18 protein-coding genes are annotated in these 22,718 nt (G+C 60.4%); 9 read left to right on the top strand and 9 right to left on the bottom strand.

Features of this window, described 5'->3' with window-relative positions; genetic code table 11:
* Positions 1 to 48 precede the first annotated feature (48 nt).
* From K5E37_RS06205 to K5E37_RS06195, 3 genes are all read right to left on the bottom strand, one after another.
* On the bottom strand, positions 49 to 1,227 hold the full coding sequence (locus K5E37_RS06205) for a VWA domain-containing protein (protein WP_016771218.1): 1,179 nt from the start codon (positions 1,225 to 1,227) through the stop codon (positions 49 to 51).
* Positions 1,228 to 1,239: 12 nt separating this feature from the next.
* Positions 1,240 to 2,085 carry a MoxR family ATPase gene (locus tag K5E37_RS06200; protein WP_007911294.1) on the bottom strand — a complete coding sequence of 282 codons (846 nt, stop codon included), beginning with the start codon at positions 2,083 to 2,085 and terminating at the stop codon, positions 1,240 to 1,242.
* A gap of 174 nt (positions 2,086 to 2,259) precedes the next feature.
* Complete coding sequence (locus tag K5E37_RS06195) at positions 2,260 to 3,336, bottom strand: DUF748 domain-containing protein (protein ID WP_221533388.1); 1,077 nt, start codon at positions 3,334 to 3,336, stop codon at positions 2,260 to 2,262.
* A gap of 128 nt (positions 3,337 to 3,464) precedes the next feature.
* Between K5E37_RS06195 and cysK the strand changes: the two genes are divergently transcribed.
* Together cysK and K5E37_RS06185 are read left to right on the top strand one after the other, a co-directional pair.
* On the top strand, positions 3,465 to 4,439 hold the full coding sequence (gene cysK / locus K5E37_RS06190) for a cysteine synthase A (RefSeq protein WP_085605613.1): 975 nt from the start codon (positions 3,465 to 3,467) through the stop codon (positions 4,437 to 4,439).
* Positions 4,440 to 4,626: 187 nt separating this feature from the next.
* Complete coding sequence (locus K5E37_RS06185; RefSeq protein ID WP_085605615.1) at positions 4,627 to 5,565, top strand: aspartyl/asparaginyl beta-hydroxylase domain-containing protein; 939 nt, start codon at positions 4,627 to 4,629, stop codon at positions 5,563 to 5,565.
* A 56-nt stretch (positions 5,566 to 5,621) separates the two neighbouring features.
* On the opposite strand, the gene K5E37_RS06180 is transcribed toward K5E37_RS06185, so the two are convergent.
* Together K5E37_RS06180 and K5E37_RS06175 are read right to left on the bottom strand one after the other, a co-directional pair.
* Positions 5,622 to 5,822, bottom strand: coding sequence for a hypothetical protein (locus K5E37_RS06180; protein WP_085605617.1), 201 nt, complete (start codon positions 5,820 to 5,822; stop codon positions 5,622 to 5,624).
* Positions 5,819 to 6,364 (bottom strand): hypothetical protein, encoded by a 546-nt coding sequence (locus K5E37_RS06175; protein WP_039772608.1) that lies wholly within the window; start codon positions 6,362 to 6,364, stop codon positions 5,819 to 5,821. The genes K5E37_RS06180 and K5E37_RS06175 overlap by 4 nt, the downstream gene beginning before the upstream one ends.
* Positions 6,365 to 6,813: 449 nt before the next feature.
* Here K5E37_RS06175 and K5E37_RS06170 point away from each other — a divergent pair, with 449 nt between their 5' ends.
* Positions 6,814 to 7,677: a DMT family transporter gene (locus tag K5E37_RS06170; RefSeq protein WP_221533387.1), complete on the top strand. Its 864-nt coding sequence runs from the start codon at positions 6,814 to 6,816 to the stop codon at positions 7,675 to 7,677.
* 58 nt (positions 7,678 to 7,735) lie between these two features.
* Here K5E37_RS06170 and K5E37_RS06165 read toward each other — a convergent pair whose 3' ends face one another.
* Both K5E37_RS06165 and K5E37_RS06160 read right to left on the bottom strand, forming a co-directional pair.
* Positions 7,736 to 8,644 (bottom strand): DMT family transporter, encoded by a 909-nt coding sequence (locus tag K5E37_RS06165; protein ID WP_221533386.1) that lies wholly within the window; start codon positions 8,642 to 8,644, stop codon positions 7,736 to 7,738.
* 84 nt (positions 8,645 to 8,728) lie between these two features.
* On the bottom strand, positions 8,729 to 10,354 hold the full coding sequence (locus K5E37_RS06160; protein WP_221533385.1) for a methyl-accepting chemotaxis protein: 1,626 nt from the start codon (positions 10,352 to 10,354) through the stop codon (positions 8,729 to 8,731).
* A 407-nt stretch (positions 10,355 to 10,761) separates the two neighbouring features.
* Between K5E37_RS06160 and aceK the strand changes: the two genes are divergently transcribed.
* The 5 genes from aceK (at position 10,762) to K5E37_RS06135 (ending at position 19,003) form a co-directional block, all read left to right on the top strand.
* A complete protein-coding gene (aceK, locus tag K5E37_RS06155; protein ID WP_085605627.1) occupies positions 10,762 to 12,483 on the top strand; it encodes a bifunctional isocitrate dehydrogenase kinase/phosphatase in 1,722 nt (573 codons plus the stop codon).
* A gap of 188 nt (positions 12,484 to 12,671) precedes the next feature.
* A complete protein-coding gene (gene hrpA / locus K5E37_RS06150; protein ID WP_221533384.1) occupies positions 12,672 to 16,583 on the top strand; it encodes an ATP-dependent RNA helicase HrpA in 3,912 nt (1,303 codons plus the stop codon).
* A gap of 321 nt (positions 16,584 to 16,904) precedes the next feature.
* Positions 16,905 to 18,026 (top strand): beta-ketoacyl-ACP synthase III, encoded by a 1,122-nt coding sequence (locus tag K5E37_RS06145; protein WP_007956533.1) that lies wholly within the window; start codon positions 16,905 to 16,907, stop codon positions 18,024 to 18,026.
* 135 nt (positions 18,027 to 18,161) lie between these two features.
* Positions 18,162 to 18,773 (top strand): RNA polymerase sigma factor, encoded by a 612-nt coding sequence (locus K5E37_RS06140; RefSeq protein ID WP_221533383.1) that lies wholly within the window; start codon positions 18,162 to 18,164, stop codon positions 18,771 to 18,773.
* Positions 18,767 to 19,003 carry an anti-sigma factor gene (locus tag K5E37_RS06135; protein ID WP_127797229.1) on the top strand — a complete coding sequence of 79 codons (237 nt, stop codon included), beginning with the start codon at positions 18,767 to 18,769 and terminating at the stop codon, positions 19,001 to 19,003. Before K5E37_RS06140 ends, K5E37_RS06135 begins: the two co-directional genes overlap by 7 nt.
* A 129-nt stretch (positions 19,004 to 19,132) precedes the next feature.
* Here K5E37_RS06135 and K5E37_RS06130 read toward each other — a convergent pair whose 3' ends face one another.
* Positions 19,133 to 20,455 (bottom strand): putative porin, encoded by a 1,323-nt coding sequence (locus K5E37_RS06130; RefSeq protein ID WP_007956537.1) that lies wholly within the window; start codon positions 20,453 to 20,455, stop codon positions 19,133 to 19,135.
* A gap of 281 nt (positions 20,456 to 20,736) precedes the next feature.
* On the opposite strand from K5E37_RS06130, the gene K5E37_RS06125 reads away from it, so the two are divergent.
* The gene (locus K5E37_RS06125) at positions 20,737 to 21,861 is read left to right on the top strand and encodes a GNAT family N-acetyltransferase (protein WP_007956538.1); all 1,125 of its coding nucleotides are present in this window, start codon (positions 20,737 to 20,739) and stop codon (positions 21,859 to 21,861) included.
* Between the two features lie 102 nt (positions 21,862 to 21,963).
* On the opposite strand, the gene aqpZ is transcribed toward K5E37_RS06125, so the two are convergent.
* The gene (gene aqpZ, locus K5E37_RS06120; protein ID WP_221533382.1) at positions 21,964 to 22,659 is read right to left on the bottom strand and encodes an aquaporin Z; all 696 of its coding nucleotides are present in this window, start codon (positions 22,657 to 22,659) and stop codon (positions 21,964 to 21,966) included.
* Positions 22,660 to 22,718 lie beyond the last annotated feature (59 nt).

Below are 22,718 nucleotides of genomic sequence, written 5' to 3'. Positions count from 1 at the left end.
TGCATTCCCACGCAGACGGTTCGACACCTCGACATGGGAACGATCCGCTTACTTGGACAGAAACCGCATCCCTTCTTCCAGTCCGCGCAACGTCAGCGGATACATCTGATCCTCGATCAAGTCCCGAACGATATTGGTCGACGAGGTGTAGCCCCAGGTGTCTTTCGGGTACGGGTTGATCCAGATGAGCTTCTTGTACTTCTCCATGAAGCGCTGCATCCACACGTAACCCGGCTCTTCGTTCCAGTGCTCGACGCTGCCGCCAGCCTGGGTGATTTCATAAGGCGCCATCGCCGCGTCACCGATGAAGATCACTTTGTAGTCGGCGCCGTACTTGTGCAGCAGGTCCTGGGTCGACGTGCGCTCGGAGGTGCGGCGCATGTTGTTCTTCCACACCGATTCATAAATGAAGTTGTGGAAGTAGAAGTACTCCAGATGCTTGAACTCGGTCTTGCAGGCCGAGAACAGTTCCTCGCAGATCTTCACGTGGGCGTCCATCGAGCCGCCGATGTCGAACAGCAGCAACAGCTTCACTGTGTTGCGCCGTTCCGGGCGCATCTGGATGTTCAGCAGGCCGGCGTCCTTGGCGGTGTGGTCGATGGTGCCATCGATATCCAGTTCTTCCGCCGCGCCCTGACGAGCGAATTTGCGCAGGCGGCGCAGGGCGACCTTGATGTTGCGGGTGCCCAGCTCCACGGAGTCGTCGAGGTTCTTGTACTCGCGCTGATCCCAGACTTTCACAGCTTTACCCTGGCGCTTGCCGGCATCGCCGACCCGGATGCCTTCCGGGTTGAATCCGCCGGAGCCGAACGGGCTGGTGCCGCCAGTGCCGATCCATTTGTTGCCGCCGGCGTGGCGTTCCTTCTGTTCTTCCAGGCGTTTCTTGAACTCTTCGATCAGCTTGTCCAGGCCGCCGAGGGACTGGATCTGCGCGCGTTCCTCGTCGCTCAGCGAGCGTTCGAACTCCTTGCGCAGCCAGTCTTCGGGAATCAGCGCCTGCAAGTGATCGTCGAGCTTTTCCAGGCCATTGAAGTAGGCGCCGAACGCACGGTCGAACTTGTCGAAATGCCGTTCGTCCTTCACCAGAATCGCCCGGGACAAGTAGTAGAACTCGTCCATGTCGGCGAAGGTCACGCGCTGTTTCAGCGCGTTGATCAGGTCGAGCAGCTCGCGCACCGACACCGGCACCTTGGCTGCGCGCATTTCATTGAACAGGTTGAGCAACATGGCGTCAGCCTCTTAGCGGGTGCCGCGACGGCTCATGAACGCCAGGCGCTCAAGCAGTTGCACGTCCTGTTCGTTCTTCACCAGCGCACCGGCCAGCGGCGGGATGGCTTTGGTCGGATCGCGCTCGCGCAGTACGGCTTCGCCGATGTTGTCGGCCATCAACAGTTTCAGCCAGTCCACCAGTTCCGAGGTCGATGGCTTCTTCTTCAGGCCCGGCACCTTGCGCACGTCGAAGAACACGTCCAGCGCTTCGCTGACCAAATCCTTTTTGATGTCCGGGTAGTGAACATCGACGATTTTCTGCAGGGTGGTGCGGTCGGGGAAGGCGATGTAGTGGAAGAAGCAGCGGCGCAGGAAAGCGTCCGGCAGCTCTTTCTCGTTGTTGGAGGTAATGATGATGATCGGACGCTTCTTGGCCTTGATGGTCTCGTCGATCTCGTAAACGTAGAACTCCATCTTGTCGAGTTCTTGCAGCAGGTCGTTGGGGAACTCGATGTCGGCCTTGTCGATTTCGTCGATCAGCAGAATGACCCGCTCTTCGGACTCGAACGCTTCCCAGAGCTTGCCCTTCTTCAGGTAGTTACGCACGTCGTGGACTTTTTCATTGCCCAGTTGCGAGTCGCGCAGGCGGCTGACCGCATCGTACTCGTACAGGCCCTGATGGGCCTTGGTGGTGGACTTGATGTGCCAGGTGATCAGCTTGGCGCCGAACGATTCGGCCAGTTGCTCGGCGAGCATGGTCTTGCCGGTGCCCGGTTCGCCCTTGACCAGCAGCGGCCGCTCCAGGGTGATGGCGGCGTTGACCGCCAGCTTCAGGTCATCGGTGGCGACGTAGGCCTGGGTGCCTTCGAACTTCATCTGCTAATCCTCGAACGGTAACGCCGACCTGAACGGGCAGGGCGGGGGCGAAATAATCGGATGCCCGACTATAACGCGCGGCCCGGTCGACTGTGAACGCAGACGGCTTATTCAGTCTCTGAATGGGGCGTCACATGTTGACTCGGTTTCGGCCGAGAGCGAGTTGAGCAAGCGCTATCCGGCATCCGGCTTAGGACGCTCATACCGGGCATTGAACGCCTGGATGAACCCATTGCGCAAAATCTGCAAAAACGCTTCAAACGCGCTGATATCTTGCTGGTGCACGCTGCCGCTGAGTTCGACCCGGGTGGCAAACTGATTTTTGCCCTGGTTTTTCAGCACGGTTTCGGTGCCGCCGACCAGTGCTTCCCAGATCGAGCGGAAGATGCCCTTGTTCTTGTTCTCGACATCCTGCTGCCAGTTGAATACGTCGACGTCGCGCAGCAGCGGTTTGATGTAGCCCTTGAGTTGGCCCTTGTTCGCTGCGGCTTCGATGACCACGTCGCCGTGGCCGGCGTTGAAGTCGAATTTGCCGTAGGCCGAGGCGAAGTCGTTCATGCGTTTGAGTTCGATATCCCGGGCCCGCAGGCGAAATTCGAAGTCTTCGAAGTTGCTCAGCGGGTCGAAGGTGGCTGTGGTTTCGAGCGGCGCATGGCCCAGCAGCAGGGCTTTGCCTTCGAAGCGGGCGTCGCGTTTGCCTTTGGTGTCGACCACGTTGGTCAGGTTGTAGATGCTCGCGTCGACATTGGTCGCATTCATGTTCACCGGTGGTTTTGAGTTGAAGTTGCGAAAGCTGATGCGGCCATCATTGATCTGTACTTCGTCGAGGGTGATCGGCAGCAGTTTGCCCAACTGCGCGCGCCAGTCGGTGCCCTGACCGGTCTGGGAGTTCTGCTTGTTGGCCCCACCATCGACGAAGTTGACCTGCGGTTTGAAAAACTTCACCTGCGCCACCACCGCATGGTCGTACCACAACGAGTGCCAGCTGACGGACAGGTCGATCAGCGGCGCATCGACGAACGGTACCGGGACCTTGCCGTCGACCTTGACGATTTTCAGGCCGTTGATCTTGTAGGCCCCGCGCCAGAGCGCCAGGTCGACGTCGGTGATCTGGCCGCGGTAGTCGCCCATGTTGGCCAGTTTGTCATTCAGATAGTCACGCACGAGGTAGGGCAGGGCGATGTGCAGGGCGACCAGCAACACCACAACAGTGGCGAGAATCCACAACGGCCAGCGGTAGCGACGCTTCATGGCAGCAAATCCCGAACGGTGTAAAGCGGTTGACTGCTGCCCGCCGCAGACGTTCGGCCCGACTGGACTGAGAAGGGCAACAGGCTTACCTTGGAGAGCTGAATTCAACGCTGCACAAGGACCCAGCCATGAGCCGTATTTTTGCTGACAACGCCCACTCCATCGGCAACACGCCGCTGGTGCAGATCAACCGCATCGCGCCCCGTGGCGTGACCATTCTGGCCAAGATCGAAGGTCGCAACCCGGGCTACTCGGTCAAGTGCCGGATTGGCGCCAACATGATCTGGGACGCCGAAAGCAGCGGCAAACTCAAGCCGGGCATGACCATTGTCGAGCCGACCTCGGGCAACACCGGCATCGGCCTGGCCTTTGTCGCGGCCGCTCGCGGTTACAAGCTGCTGCTGACCATGCCGGCCTCGATGAGCATCGAGCGGCGCAAGGTGCTCAAGGCGCTGGGCGCCGAGCTGGTGCTGACCGAACCGGCCAAAGGCATGAAAGGCGCTATCGAAAAGGCCAACGAGATCGTAGCCAGTGACGCGGGGAAATACTTCATGCCCGCCCAGTTCGATAACCCGGCCAACCCGGCCATCCACGAAAAAACCACCGGCCCGGAAATCTGGAACGACACCGATGGCGCCATTGATGTGCTGGTCGCAGGCGTCGGCACCGGCGGAACCATTACCGGCGTGTCGCGGTATATCAAGAATACGGCGGGCAAACCGATTCTGTCGGTGGCAGTGGAACCGGTGTCCTCGCCGGTGATTACCCAGGCGCTGGCGGGCGAAGAGATCAAGCCGAGCCCGCACAAGATTCAGGGCATCGGCGCCGGTTTCGTGCCGAAGAACCTGGATCTGTCGATGGTTGACCGGGTCGAGCTGGTGACGGATGACGAGTCCAAGGCCATGGCCCTGCGCCTAATGCAGGAAGAGGGGATCCTGTGCGGGATTTCCTGTGGTGCGGCCATGTCGGTAGCGGTGCGCCTGGCGGAAACTCCGGAAATGCAGGGCAAGACCATCGTCGTGGTGTTGCCGGATTCCGGTGAGCGTTACCTGTCGAGCATGCTCTTCAGCGATCTGTTCACCGATCAGGAGAACCAGCAGTAAGTGGCGTGTTGATTCAGGTCAGCCAAGGTTCAGGATCGTTATGTTAAGAAGTGCTTTGTTGCGCAATCTTTAACACTGAATCCTGAACCGGGCGGGTTTTTCCCGGAGCCGGTAGTGTTTATCATGGCCGGCCGCCATGTCGGGTAAATGACATTGCGCAGTGTTGTCTTTTTTCAAGGAGTTGTTGATGACCTTTCCGTTTGCCGCCAAGGCGTTGGTGTTGTTGCTGTTTCTGGGCAGCACGCTCTATGTGCATTTGCGCGGCAAGGCGCGTTTGCCGGTGCTGCGTCAGTTCGTCAACCATTCGGCGCTGTTCGCTCCGTATAACGCCTTGATGTACCTGTTCTCTGGCGTGCCGTCCAAGCCGTATCTGGATCGCAGCAAGTTTCCGGAACTGGATGTGCTGCGCGATAACTGGGAAACCATTCGCGACGAGGCGATGCACCTGTTCGACGAGGGTTATATTCGCGCCGCCGAGAAGAACAACGACGCCGGTTTCGGCTCGTTCTTCAAGAAAGGCTGGAAGCGTTTCTACCTCAAGTGGTACGACAAACCGCTGCCTTCGGCAGAAACCCTGTGCCCGAAAACCGTGGCGCTGGTCAGTGCCATCCCCAATGTCAAAGGCGCGATGTTCGCGTTGTTGCCGGGCGGCAGCCATTTGAACCCGCACCGCGATCCGTTCGCCGGTTCCCTGCGTTATCACCTCGGTCTGTCGACGCCGAACTCCGACGATTGCCGAATCTTCGTCGACGGTCAGGTCTACGCCTGGCGCGACGGTGAAGACGTGATGTTCGACGAAACCTACGTGCACTGGGTCAAGAACGAAACCGACAAGACCCGCGTCATCTTGTTCTGCGACATCGAGCGTCCGCTGAGCAATCGCCTGATGACTCGCATCAACCGCTTCATCAGCGCCTGGCTGGGCCGTGCCACGGCACCGCAGAACCTCGACGACGAGCGCGTCGGCGGGATCAACCAGGCTTACGCGTGGAGCAAGAACTTCAGCGACAAGTTCAGCGGTGGGGTCAAGCAGTGGAAACGCCGCAATCCAAAGGCCTATCGCGTAATGCGGCCGGTGCTGGCGGTGGTGGTGCTGACGTTGCTGGGGTATTGGCTGTTTGGTTGAGGCTGGATTTCGAAGTAAAAAAAACCGCTCGTTTGAGCGGTTTTTTGTTTTCAGAATCAGGGACGGCCAGCCAGTAAGCTTGGTTCATCGATAGCGGTGCCGGTTGCAATGATCTGTAAGAGCCGTCGTTGACTGGCTGTCAGAACCGTTGGATCAGATTCACCCCTTATTGCATGCGCTTTTTTCTTTCTGGGGGATTTTTTTATTTCTTTGCGCATATTCCCACCTTGGTTGATCAATATTTGAGCGTTTTTCACAATACTAGGCTCCCTACTGTTTTGACAAGGCGACCCTCGTTATCCAAACCGAAGCCGAGTTGTTCGTAAATTGGTATTGCTCCCTGGAATGGTTCTTGAGCCTCGATCAAGCTACTGCCAATGATGCGGGCGTATTGCTCAATTGCCAGAACGGATAGCGGTGCAACACGGTTCTTCAATGGATGTGTTTCTCTTGGCCGCCCCTCCAGTCGTACGATTCGGATGCGTTGTCGACTTTTATTCGGGTTGGCAAAGCAAAGTCCGCACAGTTCAGATTCAAACCAGATTGCGATATCGAGTGCGAGAGGTTCGCGCGCTTTCCATCCAATGACTTCTTCCCATGAAAAATGCGGGCTCTCCCAACACTCAAAAGCACTCAGTGCCAACGAGTCGATGGGTTCGAAACGTACTTTCGAAAGGTCAAGCGTTGTGGGGCCAGCCATCTCCAGGTCAATCTGGAGTTGAGTCGTGGCAAGGCGGGCAAGCTTCCTGGCTTGCGATTTGTACAACTGATACCGCAGATGATTCCGTTCCCTTGGCATGTGATCTCGCGCATTCCATATCCCCATCAATGGTCGTTGCAATTGCAAACGAGCCTATGCGCCTGCCTCCTGCCTGTCGCTACTGGCCCTTTGTCCAAGTCGTTGCAATCCATGTCGCGGGCTGGTTATAGTCGGCGCTCGTGAGTCGCATGACTCACCTTTCAACCCTTCAAAAAAGATCAGCCCAGATGCCTGCATCCCTCATCAACGCGGTAGTCGATTCAGCGGTCAACGCTGGCGTCGTGCCGTGCGGGAATCAGCAGCCTGTGCAGATCAGTCATTACCCTCCACCTGTCAGTAGCACGCCGGTGTGCGCAGTCGTATCACCGCCGGGCGTTGGTGTTTCGGGCTGATCGGCGTTTTCTGCTGACCCCTTTGCCCGCCTGAAAAAACCTACTGAATTTCAGCTTCGGCTGAGTTGGCTATTTGCCTGACTACAGGTGGTATTCATGTTTGTCCTTTCGAAAAAGTCCGCGCTCGCGGCGGCGTCCACGAGCCTGTTCGTTCTGCTGTGGAGCAGCGGGGCGATCTTCTCCAAGTGGGGGCTGGCCCACGCTTCGCCCTTTGCCTTTCTGCTGATCCGTTTTGTGATTGCCTTGTGCGGGCTGGTGCTGCTGGTGCCGTTGCTCAAGTTGAAACTGCCCAAGGGCGGCAGGCCGATGCTGTATGCGATGGCCACTGGCGTGGTGCTGTTGGGGGCCTATCAGATTTTTTATCTACTGGCGCTGGACCTGAAGGTCACGCCCGGCGTGATGGCGACCATCATGGGCGTGCAGCCGATCCTCACGGTGGTGATCATGGAGCGGCAGCGCTCGGCGAGCCGGATGTTTGGTCTGGCGCTGGGATTGGCCGGGTTGATCATGGTGGTTTACCAAGGCATCGGTCTGGCCGGGATGTCGCTGGCGGGGATGCTGTTCGGTCTGCTGGCGTTGGCGAGCATGACCTTCGGCTCGATCATGCAGAAGCGCATCACCGACAATCCCCTCGGCACGCTGCCGGTGCAGTACTTGGCCGGCCTGTTGCTGTGCGGGATTTTCGTGCCGTTCCAGCCGTTTCACTTCGAGCACAGCGCCGGTTTCATCGTGCCGGTGTTGTGGATGGGGCTGGTGGTTTCCGTGCTGGCGACGTTGCTGCTGTATCGACTGATCGCCCGGGGCAATCTGGTGAATGTCACCAGTCTGTTCTATCTGGTGCCGGCCGTGACGGCGGTGATGGACTACCTGATCTTCGGCAATCGCCTGGCGGCGTTGAGCGTGCTGGGGATGCTGTTGATCATCGTCGGTCTGGTGTTCGTGTTCCGTAAATCGGCGTAACCGCCGCGCATGAAAAAAGGCCCGGGAGGAAACTCCCGGGCCTTTGTGCATCTGCCTTTCAGCGGGTGGCGATTTCTGCCGGCTTCACCACTGCGGGTTTCAGCACCAGCCACAGCGCAATCGCGATCAACACCCCGCCATACACGTGCGCCATCGACAGCGGCTCATCGAGAAGCAGCGCCCCCCACAACACGCCGAACGGCGGAATCATGAAGGTCACGGTCATCGACTTCACCGGCCCGATGGAGCTCAGCAGGCGGAAGTAAATGATGTAAGCGAACGCGGTGCAGCCCAGACCCAGGCCCAGCAGCGACAGCCAGACATTCCAGCCACCCCAGCTCACGGGCGGCTGAGTGATGACGCTGTAACCGAACAACGGCAACAGAAAAAGGGTCGCACCGAGCATGCTGCCCAACGCCGAAAGACGGCTGTCGAGCCCGCCGGCCTGATCCAGCCAGCGTCGTGCAAGAAACCCGGCGAAGCCATAGCAAGTGGTTGCGAGCAGGCAGGCCACCGCGCCCATCAGCAAGTGCAGATCGAACGCGACCGGGCCGGCGCGGGTCAGCACACCCACCCCGAGCAGGCCGAGGAACACCCCGGCGAGTTTGGCCAACGTCAGTTTTTCACTGAAGAACAAACCGCCGATCAACACGCCCATCAACGGCGTGGTGGCGTTGAAGATTGCCGAATAACCGGCCGGCAGCACTTGGGCGGCGACTGAATACAAGGTGGCCGGAACGCCGGAGTTGATCACGCCGAGCATCATCACAGTCTTGAGCTTGCCTTTGAAATCCCAGCTGATGCGCATCAGTCCGAGGATCACCAGCAGGCCGACGGCGGCAATCGAAACGCGGAAGAATCCGGTCGGAACCGTACCGATCGCGGGAGCGATGATGCGCATGAACAGGAAGCTCGCGCCCCAGATGGCGGCCAGCGACAACATGCGGAAAATATCGACAGGGCTCACGGGCCACTCCTTCCTTGATCGGGACGAGAGTGTTGCCGAGGGCCCCGGCGATGGCAACCGTTAATCGGGCGTTTAATTTTCTGATCAGATCACGAAGCGCGTCACCAGCCCGTTCAGGTCGACGGCCAGCCGCGACAGTTCCTGGCTGGCAGCAGACGTCTGGGTCGCGCCGGCAGCGGTCTGGGTCGACAGATCGCGGATGGTCACCAGGTTTTCGTCGACTTCCCGGGCCACCAGCGCCTGTTGTTCGGCGGCGCTGGCGATCACCAGGTTGCGCTGGTTGATCTGCGAAATCGACGCGGTGATTTTCTCCAGAGCCTGGCCGGCGCTGTTGGCCCGGCGCAGGGTATGGCTGGCCTGCTCGGCGCTGTTTTGCAAGGCACCGACGGTGGCACTGGTGCCTTGCTGAATGCTGCTGATCATCAGCTCGATTTCTTCGGTGGAGTTCTGCGTGCGCTGGGCCAGCGAGCGGACCTCGTCGGCAACCACTGCAAACCCACGCCCGGCCTCACCGGCGCGCGCGGCTTCAATCGCAGCGTTCAGGGCGAGCAGGTTGGTCTGCCCGGCGATGCCGCGAATCACTTCCAGCACCTTGCTGATGTCCTGGGCCTGGGTCGCAAGGCCCTCGGCCTGTTCGGATGCACCGAGCACCGCACTGACCAGTTCCTGAATCGAACTGATGGTCTCGCTGACCTGCACATGCCCGTGCTTGCTGTCCTCGTTCGATGCTTCGGACGCTTCAGCACTGGACACCGCATTGGCGGCCACTTCATCGACCGCCGTGCTCATCTCGGTGACCGCGGTGGCGGCCTGCTCGATCTGGTCATTCTGCTGTTGCAACCCGCGGGTGCTCTGTTCCATCACCGAACTCATTTCCTCGGCAGCGGAGGCCAGTTGCTGGGCCGACTCGCTGATGCCGCGAATGGTCGAGCGCAGATTGCCCTGCATCTCGGCCAGAGCCGTGAGCAACTGCGCCGCTTCGTCCTTGCCGTCGCTGTCGATGCGACCGCTGAGGTCTCCCAAAGCAATCCGCCGTGCCACATTCAGCGCCTGATTGATCGGCGCGGTGATGCTGCGGGTCAGCAACCAGGCCAGCAACAACGTGGCAATCAGGGCGATGACGATGATCGTGGCGACGATCCACAGCGCCTGCTGGTACATCGCCGCCGCGGACTTGGCCGCGACATCCGCGCCTTGCTGATTGAGGCTGATCATTTGCTCCAGGGTTTTGTCGAGCACCGTGCCCTGGGGCGCCAGTTCGTTGGTCAGGCGTGCGTAGGCTTGGTCGTTTTGTCCGGCGTCGATCTGTTTGATGATCTGGTCGAGGATGCTCAGGTACTTGGCGGTGTCGGAACTCAGGCCTTCCAGCATCGTCCGTTCCTGATCGTTGGCAATCAGGGCCTTATGATCGTCGAGGCGCTTGAGCAATTCCTGGCGTTGCGCGGTGAGAAGGCCTTTGCTGCGCTCGCGAACGGCAGCCTGAGTACTGGTGATCAGACGCAGGGATTCGAGACGAATGCTGGCGATGTTGGCCGCCGCGTCATGGATGCTTTCGATGCTGGGCATCCACGATTCCTCGATCACCGCCGCGCTCTCGCGCAGGGTTTTCATCTGGCCCAGACCGAACAGGCCGACCACCACCAGCAGACTGGCCAGAACGGCAAAACACAAACTGGCGCGCAAACCGATGCGCAGATTCCGGATAGACATCAATGTGCTCCTTGGGCGTTTGGGGAGAGGTCGTCCTCGTGAGCCGAGGATCTTGTTGTGAGGCGGGTGATGGCGGGCTGTATATCAAAGTGCCATTATCTTGGTAAGGCCAGTCGCTGCAGGGAATGGACAGGCATGAACAACTCGGGCAAAAGCGCAGGCTAGAGATGTCGCCGCTGAATTGGATCCGAAACCCACAGAAAACGCGGGCTGGCGCCCAGTGGTGGGGAGAACCGAAGTGGACGTTTATTGACCGAACGGTCGATTAAAAAAACTTTGATAAAAACTGTGTCGCTGTACAAGCCGCAAGAGGATTTGGCAGAAATTGCGCTTCTCCTGCGCCCGCTTCCGTGGCTAAGCTCAGGCCTTCGAGCACAGATTCTCCAATTCCCGCAGAGGTCTCATCTATGCCGCAGCAATGGCCAGCCACCGACATCGCCCGCCTGATCCTCGATGGCTTTGACGATTACCGCGAGCATTTCCGGCGGATCACCGACGGCGCCCGGGAGCGCTTCGAGCAGGCCCGCTGGCAGGACACGCAAACCGCGTCGGCGGCGCGGATCAACCTCTACGAAGAAAAGGTCGGTGAAACCGTCGCCCGCCTGCGCGAGTATTTCGAGCCGGACACCTTGATGGACGTCACCTGTTGGCCGCTGGTGAAAAGCGCCTACATCAGCATCATCGACCTGCGCTTTGACGATGAGCTGTCCGAAACCTGGTACAACTCGATTTTCTGCGGCCTGTTCAGCCACGACCTGATCAGCGACGGCTGCATGTTCATCCACACCACCCGCCCGAGCCTGCGTCGGGCCCGCGCCGCGCAAACCCGCACCTATAAACCGCAAGGGCAGATCTCGGCCATGCTCGCGAGTATCTTTGCCGATTACCGGTTCAACGAGGCCTACGCCGATCTGCCCGGTGACTTGCATCGCCTGGAAGCACAGCTGCGCGAGAACCTGCCGGACTGGGTGTGCAAGGACCCGGAGCTGAGCGTCGAGCTGTTCTCCTCGGTGCTGTACCGCAACAAGGGCGCGTACCTGGTCGGGCGCATCTACACCAACGACGATCAATGGCCGCTGGTGATTCCACTGCTGCACCGCGAAGGGCGGGGGATTCAGATCGATGCGCTGATCACCGACGAAGCCGATGTGTCGATCATCTTCTCGTTCACCCGTTCGTATTTCATGGTGGATGTGCCGGTGCCGGCGGAATTCATCGGCTTTCTCAAACGCATTTTGCCGGGCAAGCACATCGCCGAGCTGTACACCTCGATCGGTTTCTACAAGCACGGCAAGTCCGAGTTCTACCGCGCCCTGATCAATCATCTGGCCAACACCGACGACCAGTTCATCATGGCGCCGGGCGTGCGCGGCATGGTCATGAGCGTGTTCACGCTGCCGGGTTTCAACACCGTGTTCAAGATCATCAAGGACCGATTCTCCCCGTCGAAAAACGTCGACCGCGCCACGGTGATCGAGAAGTATCGATTGGTGAAAAGCGTCGACCGCGTCGGACGCATGGCCGATACCCAGGAATTCGCCGACTTCCGTTTTCCGTTGAGCAAGTTCGAGCCGGCGTGCCTGGCGGAACTGCTGGAAGTTGCGCCGTCCACGGTGTCGCTGGAAGGCGAAACCGTGCTGATCCGCCACTGCTGGACCGAACGCCGGATGACGCCGCTCAACCTTTACCTGGACAACGCCAATGAGGCCCAGGTGCGTGAAGCGCTGGAGGATTACGGGCTGGCGATCAAGCAACTGGCGGCGGCCAACATTTTCCCCGGCGACATGCTGCTGAAGAACTTCGGCGTCACCCGCCATGGCCGGGTGGTGTTCTACGATTACGACGAGATCTGCTTCCTCACTGAAGCGAATTTCCGCCACATCCCGGCACCGCGCACGCCGGAGGACGAAATGGCCTCCGAACCGTGGTATTCGATCGGGCCGCTGGACGTGTTCCCCGAGGAATTTCCGCCGTTTCTGTTTGCCGATTCGGCGCAGCGCAAACTGTTCGATCAGCTGCATGGCGAGTTGTACAACGCTGATTACTGGAAGGGATTGCAAGAGGCGATTCGGGCGGGGAAAGTCATCGACGTCTTTCCGTATCGGCGAAAGGGCCTCGATAACGAGTGACTTTCTGGAATTGCTGCGCAATTCATCGCGAGCAGGCTCGCTCCCACATTTGATCGCGCTGTGCAGCGGTTTTATGGCCGCTGGAGATTCAGGGTGGGAGCGAGCCTGCTCGCGATCGGCCGCGCAGCGGTCGTAAAATCTGCGACAATCGCGTCCTTGCGCCACTAGACGACCGAATTGCGTACCCGATGACCGACGAATCGCCCTCCATCGACAAACTGCTGAAAAACCTCGATCACGCCATGCTCGCTGACCGCCACCGGCTGCGGCGGCAGTTGCTTGAGCTGCGCAAGAAACCCGACGAGGCCAAGCTGGCCCAGTGGGTGGCGCGCATGCAGGCGTCCTGCGATCAGGTGCTGGCGCGCAAGGCCAGCCTGCCGGTGATCCGTTACGACGACAGCCTGCCGATTGCGGCCAAGCGTGACGAAATCAAGAAGGCCCTGGAAAAGCACCAGGTGCTGATCATCGCCGGTGAAACCGGCTCGGGTAAAACCACCCAGTTGCCGAAAATCTGCCTGGAGATCGGTCGCGGCCAGCATGGTCTGATTGGCCACACCCAGCCTCGTCGGATCGCAGCGCGCAGCGTGGCCAGTCGGGTTGCCGAAGAACTCGGCACGCCGCTGGGCGCGCTGGTCGGTTATCAGGTGCGGTTCGAGGATCAGAGCGATTCGAACACCCTGATCAAACTGATGACCGACGGTATCCTGCTGGCGGAAACCCAGAACGACCGCTACCTCGAACGCTACGACACGATCATCGTCGACGAAGCCCACGAACGCAGCCTCAACATCGACTTCCTGCTCGGTTACCTGAAAACCCTGCTGCCGCGTCGTCCGGACCTGAAAGTCATCATCACTTCGGCGACCATCGATCTGGAGCGTTTCTCCAAACACTTTGACGATGCGCCGATTGTCGAAGTGTCCGGGCGTACCTTTCCGGTGGAAACCTGGTATCGCCCGCTGACGCTTGAGCAGGACGAAGAGGGCAACCGCGTCGAGGACGACCTGACCGTCGATCAGGCGATCCTCGCCACCCTCGATGAAATCGCCGCGTACGAGCGTAGCGAACGCCGCAGCCCCGGCGATGTGCTGGTGTTCCTGCCGGGCGAGCGCGAGATCCGCGACGCCGCCGACATGCTGCGCAAGGCCCAGCTCAAACACACCGAGATCCTGCCGTTGTACGCGCGCCTTTCGCCGGCCGAGCAGCAGCGGATTTTCCAGTCGCATCCGGGCCGTCGTGTGGTGCTGGCGACCAACGTCGCCGAAACCTCGCTGACCGTGCCGGGCATCCGTTACGTGATCGACAGCGGCACTGCGCGCATCAGCCGCTACAGCTACCGCGCCAAGGTCCAGCGGTTGCCGATCGAAGCGATTTCCCAGGCCAGCGCCAACCAGCGTAAAGGTCGCTGCGGCCGGGTCGAGCCGGGTATCTGCGTGCGCTTGTACAGCGAAGAGGATTTCCTCGGTCGCCCGGAATTCACCGATCCGGAAATCCTGCGCACCAACCTTGCGGCGGTAATCCTGCAGATGCTCCATCTGCGCCTCGGCGAGATCACCGATTTCCCGTTCATCGAGCCGCCGGACGGCAAGGCGATCAGCGACGGTTTCAACCTGCTGCAAGAACTCTCGGCGGTGGATCGCAACAGTCAGCTGACCCCGCTCGGCCGCCAGCTGGCGCGCCTGCCGGTGGACCCGCGCATGGGCCGCATGCTGCTGGAAGCGGCCAAACTCGGCAGCCTTCAGGAAGTGCTGATCGTCGCCAGCGCCATGTCGATTCAGGACCCGCGCGAGCGTCCGCCGGAGCGTCAGCAAGCCGCTGACCAGGCGCACGCACAATGGAAGGACGCTGACTCCGACTTCGCCGGGCTGGTCAATCTGTGGCGCGGTTTTGAAGAGCAGCGCCAGGCGCTGACGGCGAGCCCGCTGCGCAACTGGTGCCGCAAGAATTTCCTCAACTATCTGCGTCTGCGCGAGTGGCGTGATTCCCACCGTCAGTTGAGCCTGATCTGCCGCGACTTGCAGCTGAGCCTTAACAAAGAACCGGCGGATTATCCGAAGCTGCACAAAGCGGTGCTGGTCGGCCTGCTCAGCCAGATCGGCCAGAAAACCGAGGACGGCGATTACCTTGGCGCCCGTCAGCGGCGGTTCTGGATTCATCCATCGTCGGGCATCGGCAAGAAGCGCCCGCAGTGGGTGATGACCGCCGAACTGGTGGAAACCACCAAGCTCTACGCGCGGATGGTGGCCAAGATCGACGCCGACTGGATCGAACCGCTGGCCGGGCACCTGATCAAGAAGAACCACTTCGAACCGCACTGGGAGAAGAAGCGCGGCCAGGTCGTCGCGTTCGAACAGATCACCCTGTTCGGCCTGATCGTGGTCGGTCGTCGACCGGTGCACTACGGCCCGGTGGATCCGGTGGTTTCGCGCGAGCTGTTTATCCGCGAAGGCCTGGTGCGTGGCGAGATTCAGTCCCGGGCCAAGTGCCTGACCGCCAACAAGCAATTGCTCGAACAGCTCGACGAACTGGAGGCCAAGGCCCGTCGCCGGGACATTCTGGCCGACGAGGAAACGCTCTACGCGTTCTACGATGCGCGACTGCCGGCGGAGATCCACCAGACCGCGACGTTCGACAGCTGGTACCGCGTCAACAGCCAGAAAGATCCGCAATTGCTGATCATGCGCGAGGAAGACGTACTGGCTCGCGAGGCCAGTGAAGTCACCGCCCAGCATTACCCGGACACGCTGCACATCGGCGATCTGGAACTGGCGCTGAGTTATCACTTCGAACCGAATCACCCGCGCGACGGCGTGACCCTGCGTGTGCCGGCGCCGCTGTTGCCGATGCTGCCGCCGGAGCGCCTGGAGTGGCTGGTGCCGGGGCTGATCGAGGCCAAGTGCATTGCGCTGGTGCGCAACCTGCCCAAGGCCCTGCGCAAGAACTTCGTGCCGGTGCCGGACTTCATCAAGGCCGCGCTGCAGCGCATGACCTTTGCCGAAGGTTCGTTGCCGCAAGCGCTGGGCCGGGAACTGCTGCGCATGACCGGAGCGCGGGTCAGCGATGAGGCGTGGGCGGAAGCGGCGCAGCAGGTTGAAAGTCACCTGCGGATGAACCTGGAAATCGTCGACGGTCAGGGCAAGTTCCTCGGCGAAGGACGGGATCTGGCCGAGCTGACCGCACGTTTCGCCGAAGCCAGCCAGGCTGCTTTGGCCGTGCCGCAGAGCGCGAAAAGCCAGCAGCCGGTGGAGGCCAAGGTCTTCGCGCCGGTGGCGGAAAAGACGCAGCAGAAGATCGCCGGGCTGTCGATGACGGTCTATCCGGCGCTGGTGGAGGAGGGCGGCACGGTCAAGGAAGGGCGCTTCTCGACACCGGCCGAAGCCGAGTTTCAGCATCGCCGCGCCTTGCAACGTTTGTTGATGCAGCAACTGGCCGAGCCGGCGAAGTTCCTGCGCGGCAAGTTGCCGGGCGTGACCGAACTGGGCCTGCTGTATCGCGAACTGGGTCGGGTCGATGCACTGGTCGAAGACATTCTGCTGGCCAGCCTCGACAGCTGCATTCTCGAGGGCGAAGACCCGTTGCCGCGTGACGGCGCAGGGCTGGCGGCACTGGCCGAGCGCAAGCGTGGCAGCTGGACCGAGCACGCCGAGCGAGTGGCGCGTCTGACTCTTGAGATCCTCAAGCTCTGGCACGGCCTGCAAAAACGCTTCAAGGGCAAGATCGACCTGGCTCAGGCGGTGGCGCTCAACGACATCAAGCAGCAGCTCAGTCATCTGGTGTATCCGGGCTTCGTCCGGGAAACGCCGATGCTCTGGCTCAAGGAGTTGCCGCGCTACCTGAAAGCGGTCGAGCAGCGTTTCGAGAAACTGGGCGCGCAGGTGCAGAAGGATCGGGTGTGGAGCGGCGAACTCGCCGGGCTCTGGACGCAATACCAGACCCGCGCCGCCAAACATGCGCAGGAAGGCAAACGCGACCCGCAGCTCGAGCTGTATCGCTGGTGGCTGGAGGAGTATCGGGTTTCGCTGTTCGCCCAGCAGTTGGGGACGAAAGTGCCGATCTCCGACAAGCGCCTGAACAAGCAGTGGAGCCAGGTAGAACAGTGACGCTGATCGTTCCCACACTCCGCGTGGGAATGCCTCCGGGGGCGCTCCGCGTCCAGTGACGCAGAGCGTCACGGGCTGCATTCCCACGCAGGAGCGTGGGAACGATCATTGCGCGTCGATCTTGAGAAAGACGCCAAATGGCCACGGTTATGGCAAACTTCGCCACCATAAATGCCGTTTTCGCGTCCCAGAGCCTTTGCCGGGCCGCGCAACGGAATAAAGCGATGCCAGGTTTTTGCGTCCCTTATACGGGAATGGACCCTTTGCGTGTTGGCACGTCGGTGCCAGCACTTTCTGCCTGAACAGATTAGAGAAACGACCATGCATAACGTCGTCATCAGCGGCACCGGCCTGTACACCCCGGCCAACAGCATCTCCAACGAAGAGCTGGTGCAGTCTTTCAATACCTACGTCGCCCAGTTCAATGCGGACAACGCCGAAGCCATCGCCAGCGGCGAAGTGCAGGCCCTGACCGAGTCCAGCGCCGCGTTCATCGAAAAAGCCTCCGGCATCAAGAGCCGCTTTGTCATGGACAAGGACGGCATCCTCGATCCGCAACGCATGGCACCACGTCTGCCAGAGCGTTCCAACGACGAATGGTCGGTGCTCTGCCAGATGGCCATCGGTGCTGCCGAACAAGCCCTGCAGCGTGCCGGCAAGACTGCCGCTGACATCGACGGCGTGATCGTCGCCTGCTCCAACCTGCAGCGCGCCTATCCGGCCATCGCCATCGAAGTCCAGGAAGCACTGGGCATCCAGGGTTTCGGTTTCGACATGAACGTTGCCTGCTCGTCGGCGACCTTCGGCATCCAGCAAGCGGCCAACACCGTGCAACTGGGCCAGGCCCGGGCGATCCTGATGGTCAACCCGGAAGTCTGCACCGGTCACTTGAACTTCCGTGACCGTGACAGCCACTTCATTTTCGGTGACGCGGCTACTGCGGTGATCATCGAGCGTGCCGATACGGCGACGTCGAAGCACCAGTTCGACGTGGTCAGCACCAAACTGCTGACCAAGTTCTCCAACAACATCCGCAACAACTTCGGCTTCCTCAACCGCGCAGCGGAAGAGGGCATCGGCGCCCGCGACAAACTGTTCGTGCAGGAAGGCCGCAAGGTGTTCAAGGATGTCTGCCCAATGGTCGCCGAGCTGATCGGCGAACATCTGGAAGAGAACAAGCTCAACGTCGGCGACGTGAAGCGCTTCTGGCTGCACCAGGCCAACCTGAGCATGAACCACCTGATCGTGCGCAAGCTGCTGGGCCGCGAAGCCACCGAAGAAGAAGCCCCGGTGATTCTCGACACCTACGCCAACACCAGCTCCGCAGGTTCGGTGATCGCGTTCCACAAATATCAGGACGATCTGGCGGCCGGTTCGCTGGCGGTGTTGAGTTCGTTCGGTGCCGGTTACTCGATTGGTAGCGTGATTCTGCGTAAACGCTAAGTGCGAGTTCATTTCCTCTTAATCGCGCTGACGTTTCCTACATCCGAATCGGCGCGAACGCTGTAATTTTCGAAACTGGCGGCAGGAGAGATCCTGCCGCTATCATTTTCGGAGTCAGGAAAAGGGGATTGATGGATGGCGGTTGACGACACACAACTGCTCGAGCGGTTGTTGGCAGGCGAACAGAAAGCCTTCAAGGAACTGGTCAGCACCTATCAAAGCCCCATGCGCGCGGTGGCCTACGCGATTGTCGGCCAGCGCCATGTCGAAGAAGTGGTGCAGGACGCCTGGCTGTCGGTGGTGCGCAATATCGACCGTTTTGAGGGGCGCTCCAGCCTCAAGACCTGGCTGCTGACCATCACCGCCAACTCGGCCAAGAGCCGCTATAAACTCAATCGTCGCGAAGTGTTGCTGGATGATCTGCCGTCACCGCACGGCACCATCGACGACGATCGTTTTTCTCCCGGCGACGGCCACTGGCTGGTCGCACCCTTCGCCTGGCACCAGGACACGCCCGAAGCGTTGCTGACAGAAGGCGAGCTGCGTGAATGCCTCGAACACACGTTGTTGAGCCTGTCGGAACTGCAAAGCAGCGTTCTGTTGCTGCGCGAGCGCCAGGGTCTGGAGCTGGAGGAGATCTGTAATCTTCTGGAGATCTCGCTCTCCAATGTCCGCGTGCTGCTGCATCGGGCACGTTTGAAGGTCTTCGCGACCGTGGAGCATTTTGAGGAGACGGGAGAATGTTGACCTGCAAGGAGCAAGTGGCGCGATCCAGCGATTATCTCGATGGCCAGTTGAGTTTTCGCGAGAAACTGATGGTGCGTCATCACCTGATGTTCTGCCGCAATTGCCGGCGTTTCATTCGCCAGATGCGTTTGATGCAGGCGACGTTGCGGGCGATGCCGCAAAAGCCTGAAGAGGGCGTGGACGCGTTGGCCGAGCAGTTGGCACAGCTGCGGCGCAATGATCGATCCTGAAAACACAGACTGGCGCGGCCGCAGCGAACGGATGATGGGGATCGCTGCGGTCGCGCCAGTCTGTTGAAGCCTCTTCAAACGATGGAACCGGATGTACAACCCATCGTTTGAAGTCTGTTGCCGGGTTGCTTAGAACTTCGCTTCCGCGTCCAGCTGCAGGGTGTTGGTGTCTGCATCACGCTGGGTACGGCTGGAGAAGTCGGCCTTGGTCAGGAAGTAAGTCGCACCGATGGCGAAGTTCTTGTCGATGTCGTAACCGACCTTGAACTTGTGGCCACGGGAACCGGTGGTGCCGTTGGCGAAGTCCGAATCGGTGAAGGCGCCGACCACCGCGTTGCGCTGCACGTCACGATAGTTGTAGTCGAGGTTCAGGCCGAAGACTTTCGACTTGGCACCCACCAGCCAGGCGGTGTCCTGATCGGTCACTGCATCGTTGTTCTTCACGTACTGACCGTAGAACGACAGCGGCATTGGCAGGCCGCCGATGTCGACCTGGCTGAAGCCTTCGTACAGACGGAATTCGTTGTCTGCCGAGTTGCCGTTGACGGCCAGGGCGCACGGCGTGGAGGTGCCGGTGCAACGGCTGTCTTCGTCGTTCTGGTAGGCGTAGACGCTGCCGCCCAGGGTCAGTTTCAGGTTGTCGGTGATGGTGAAGCGGCTGCCCAGCTGGCCGGCGGTCAGGCGCAGGTCGTGACGGAATTGCACGCCGTCGCCGTCGACGTTGTCCTTGAGGTTGTAGTTACCCAGGCTGCCGAACAGTTCGACGCTGCTGCCCAGTGGATACTTGTAGGTAACGGCCAGACCTTCCGGGTTGATGTCGCTGTCCCAGATCACGTCGCCCATGCTCACCCACGGTTGCAGCATCTTGCCGCCGATGATGTGCAGGTTCTTGATCTGATCCGGGTGGTAGTCGATGTAGCCCAGGTCGAGCCAGATCTGCTTCTTGTCGAAGTAGTTGTCCTGATCCTGGTTGGTCGAACGGGCGTCATCGCCGCCGCCGGTGGCGATACGGATGCCGGTGTCGACTTGCGGGTTGATCTCGGTGTACGCACCCAGACGGGCACGGATGCGCTGGCGATCCTTGTCGCGGCCGCCGTTGTTCGGCTCGCCATCGATCTTGATGGTTTCCTGACGGATACGCACGTCACCCTTGAACTGGGTCTTGGCGGCCCAGGCCAGTTTCTGGTCGAAACTGCTGAGCTCGTTGGTTTTCTTCGCGGTCGCCGCGATTTGCTCGTTGGTCTCTTGCTGCGCCTGCTGCGCGATTTGCTGGGCCTTCTGATCCTTGGCCAGTTCAGTTTGCAGTTCAACGTACTGCGCCTGGGAAATCGAACCGTTAGCCTTGAGCATGTCGAGCAGTTTGGCGTCGACTGCGGCACTGGCCGGAACACTCATGGCCAGCAACAGGCCACCGCACAGGGCCGCCGCAGTTTTCGTGGAAGCAAGACGCATAGCAATCTCCGAAGATGAAGGGGATGGCTGAACCATCCTGGGCACAACCGACGGTTTGACGGTCGGAAAACAGTGTCCGGGGTAGAACCCGGCGCTCTAAAAACAGGCGCCAGTATCGCGATGGTTTATGACAGAGCAGTGGCACGATGATGGCAGGTTGATGACGATACAAAACTGCCGTGAACTATTGATCTAGAGCGCTGTCGCGCAATCGGGCGTGGGCAACGCACGGCCGATCAGCGATACTCGCCGGGCGTTCACGCCCGAAAGTGGAGAGGAAAATGCCGCTGCAACGTCTGCATAAACTGTCGGAAATTCCAGCGTCCGACTGGGATGTTCTGGTCCCGCAAAACCAGCCGTTTCTGCGCCACGCCTTCCTGGCTTCGCTGGAGGACAGCGGCAGCGTCGGCCCGCACACCGGCTGGCAAGCGGAGCATTTGCTGCACGTCGAAGCGGGGCGAGTGATTGCGGCGCTGCCCGGTTATCGCAAGTGGCATTCCTACGGTGAATACGTGTTCGATCACGGCTGGGCCGATGCCTGCGCCCGGGCCGGAATCGATTACTACCCCAAGTTTCTGAGCGCGGTGCCGTTCAGCCCGGTCAGCGGCCCTCGGTTGCTGGCAGCGAATGTCGAAGACGGATTCGAACTGCTCAAGAGCCTGCCGGGGTATCTGGAAATCGAAGAACTCTCCAGCGCCCACATCAATTTCACCGACGCGTTTACCGATGCCGCCATGGCCGAGCAGCCGGGCTGGCTGCAACGCATCGGCTGTCAGTACCACTGGCAGAATCGCGGTTACCGCGACTTTCAGGATTTCCTCGACGTGCTTGCCTCGCGCAAGCGCAAACAGATGCGCAAGGAGCGCGAGCAAGTGGCGGGGCAGGGCTTCGAGTTCGAATGGCTGGAAGGGCGGGAGCTGGACGAGGCCCAGTGGGATTTTGTCTACGCCTGTTACGCCAACACCTACGCGGTACGCCGGCAGGCACCGTACCTGACCCGGGAATTCTTCAGCCTGCTGGCCGAGCGCATGCCGGAATCGATTCGCGTGGTGCTGGCCCGGCAGGGCTCACGGCCGGTGGCGATGGCGTTCAGCCTGGTGGGCGGCGACAGTTTTTACGGACGCTATTGGGGATGCCTGGCCGAGTTCGACCGGCTGCACTTCGAGACCTGTTTCTATCAGGGCATGGACTATGCGATTGCCAATGGATTTCAACGTTTCGATGCCGGTGCCCAGGGCGAGCACAAGCTGATTCGCGGCTTCGAACCGGTGATCACCCATTCCTGGCATTACCTGCGCCATCCCGGTTTGAAAGCCGCGGTCAAAGACTTCCTGCACCAGGAGCGCGCCGGTGTACTGGCCTATGCCGAAGAGGCAAGAGCAGCCTTGCCCTACCGCCAGGCCTAGATTCCAATGTGGGAGCGAGCTTGCTCGCGAAAGGTTGGTATCAGTCAATATTTGCTGCATTGACACACCGCTTTTCGCGAGCAAGCTCGCTCCCACAGGATGTTAGGTGTCTTCCTTGCCCAGCCAGCGATAGAGCACGCCGCCGACCACCGCACCGAGCAGCGGCGCGACCCAGAACATCCACAACTGGGCGATGGCCCAGCCGCCGACCATCAGCGCCGGGCCGGTGCTGCGGGCCGGGTTGACCGAGGTGTTGGTGACCGGGATCGAGATCAGGTGGATCAGCGTCAGGGCCAGGCCGATGGCGATCGGTGCCAGTCCTGCCGGGGCGCGCTTGTCGGTGGAGCCGAGGATGATCACCACGAACATGGCGGTCATCACCAGTTCGGTGACGAAGCCGGATGCCATCGAGTATTTGCCCGGCGAGTGCTCGCCGTAACCGTTGGAGGCCAGGCCGGCAGCGATGTCGAAACCTTCCTTGCCGCTGGCGATGTGGTAGAGCAGTGCCGCTGCCAGAATCCCGCCGATCACCTGGGCGATGACGTAGGCAGGCAGTTCTTTGGCCGGGAACCGACCGCCGACGACCAGACCGACCGACACGGCCGGGTTGAGGTGACAGCCGCTGATGTGGCCGATGGCAAACGCCATGGTCAGCACCGTCAGACCAAACGCCAGGGCGACCCCCAGCACGCCGATACCCAAAGGTGAAGACGCGGCGATGACCGCACTGCCGCAACCGCCCAACACCAACCAGAACGTACCCAGCAACTCAGTAACTGAACGTTTGAACAGAGACATGAGAGAGTCCTTGATAGACGTGCTATCGAGACTGCATCGAGTGGTGCGTCCCTGCAGAC

It is taken from the genome of Pseudomonas sp. RIT778 (assembly GCF_019718735.1).
In the GTDB taxonomy this organism is placed as follows: domain Bacteria; phylum Pseudomonadota; class Gammaproteobacteria; order Pseudomonadales; family Pseudomonadaceae; genus Aquipseudomonas; species Aquipseudomonas aphyarum.
This window is presented reverse-complemented; position numbering and strand designations above follow the sequence as displayed.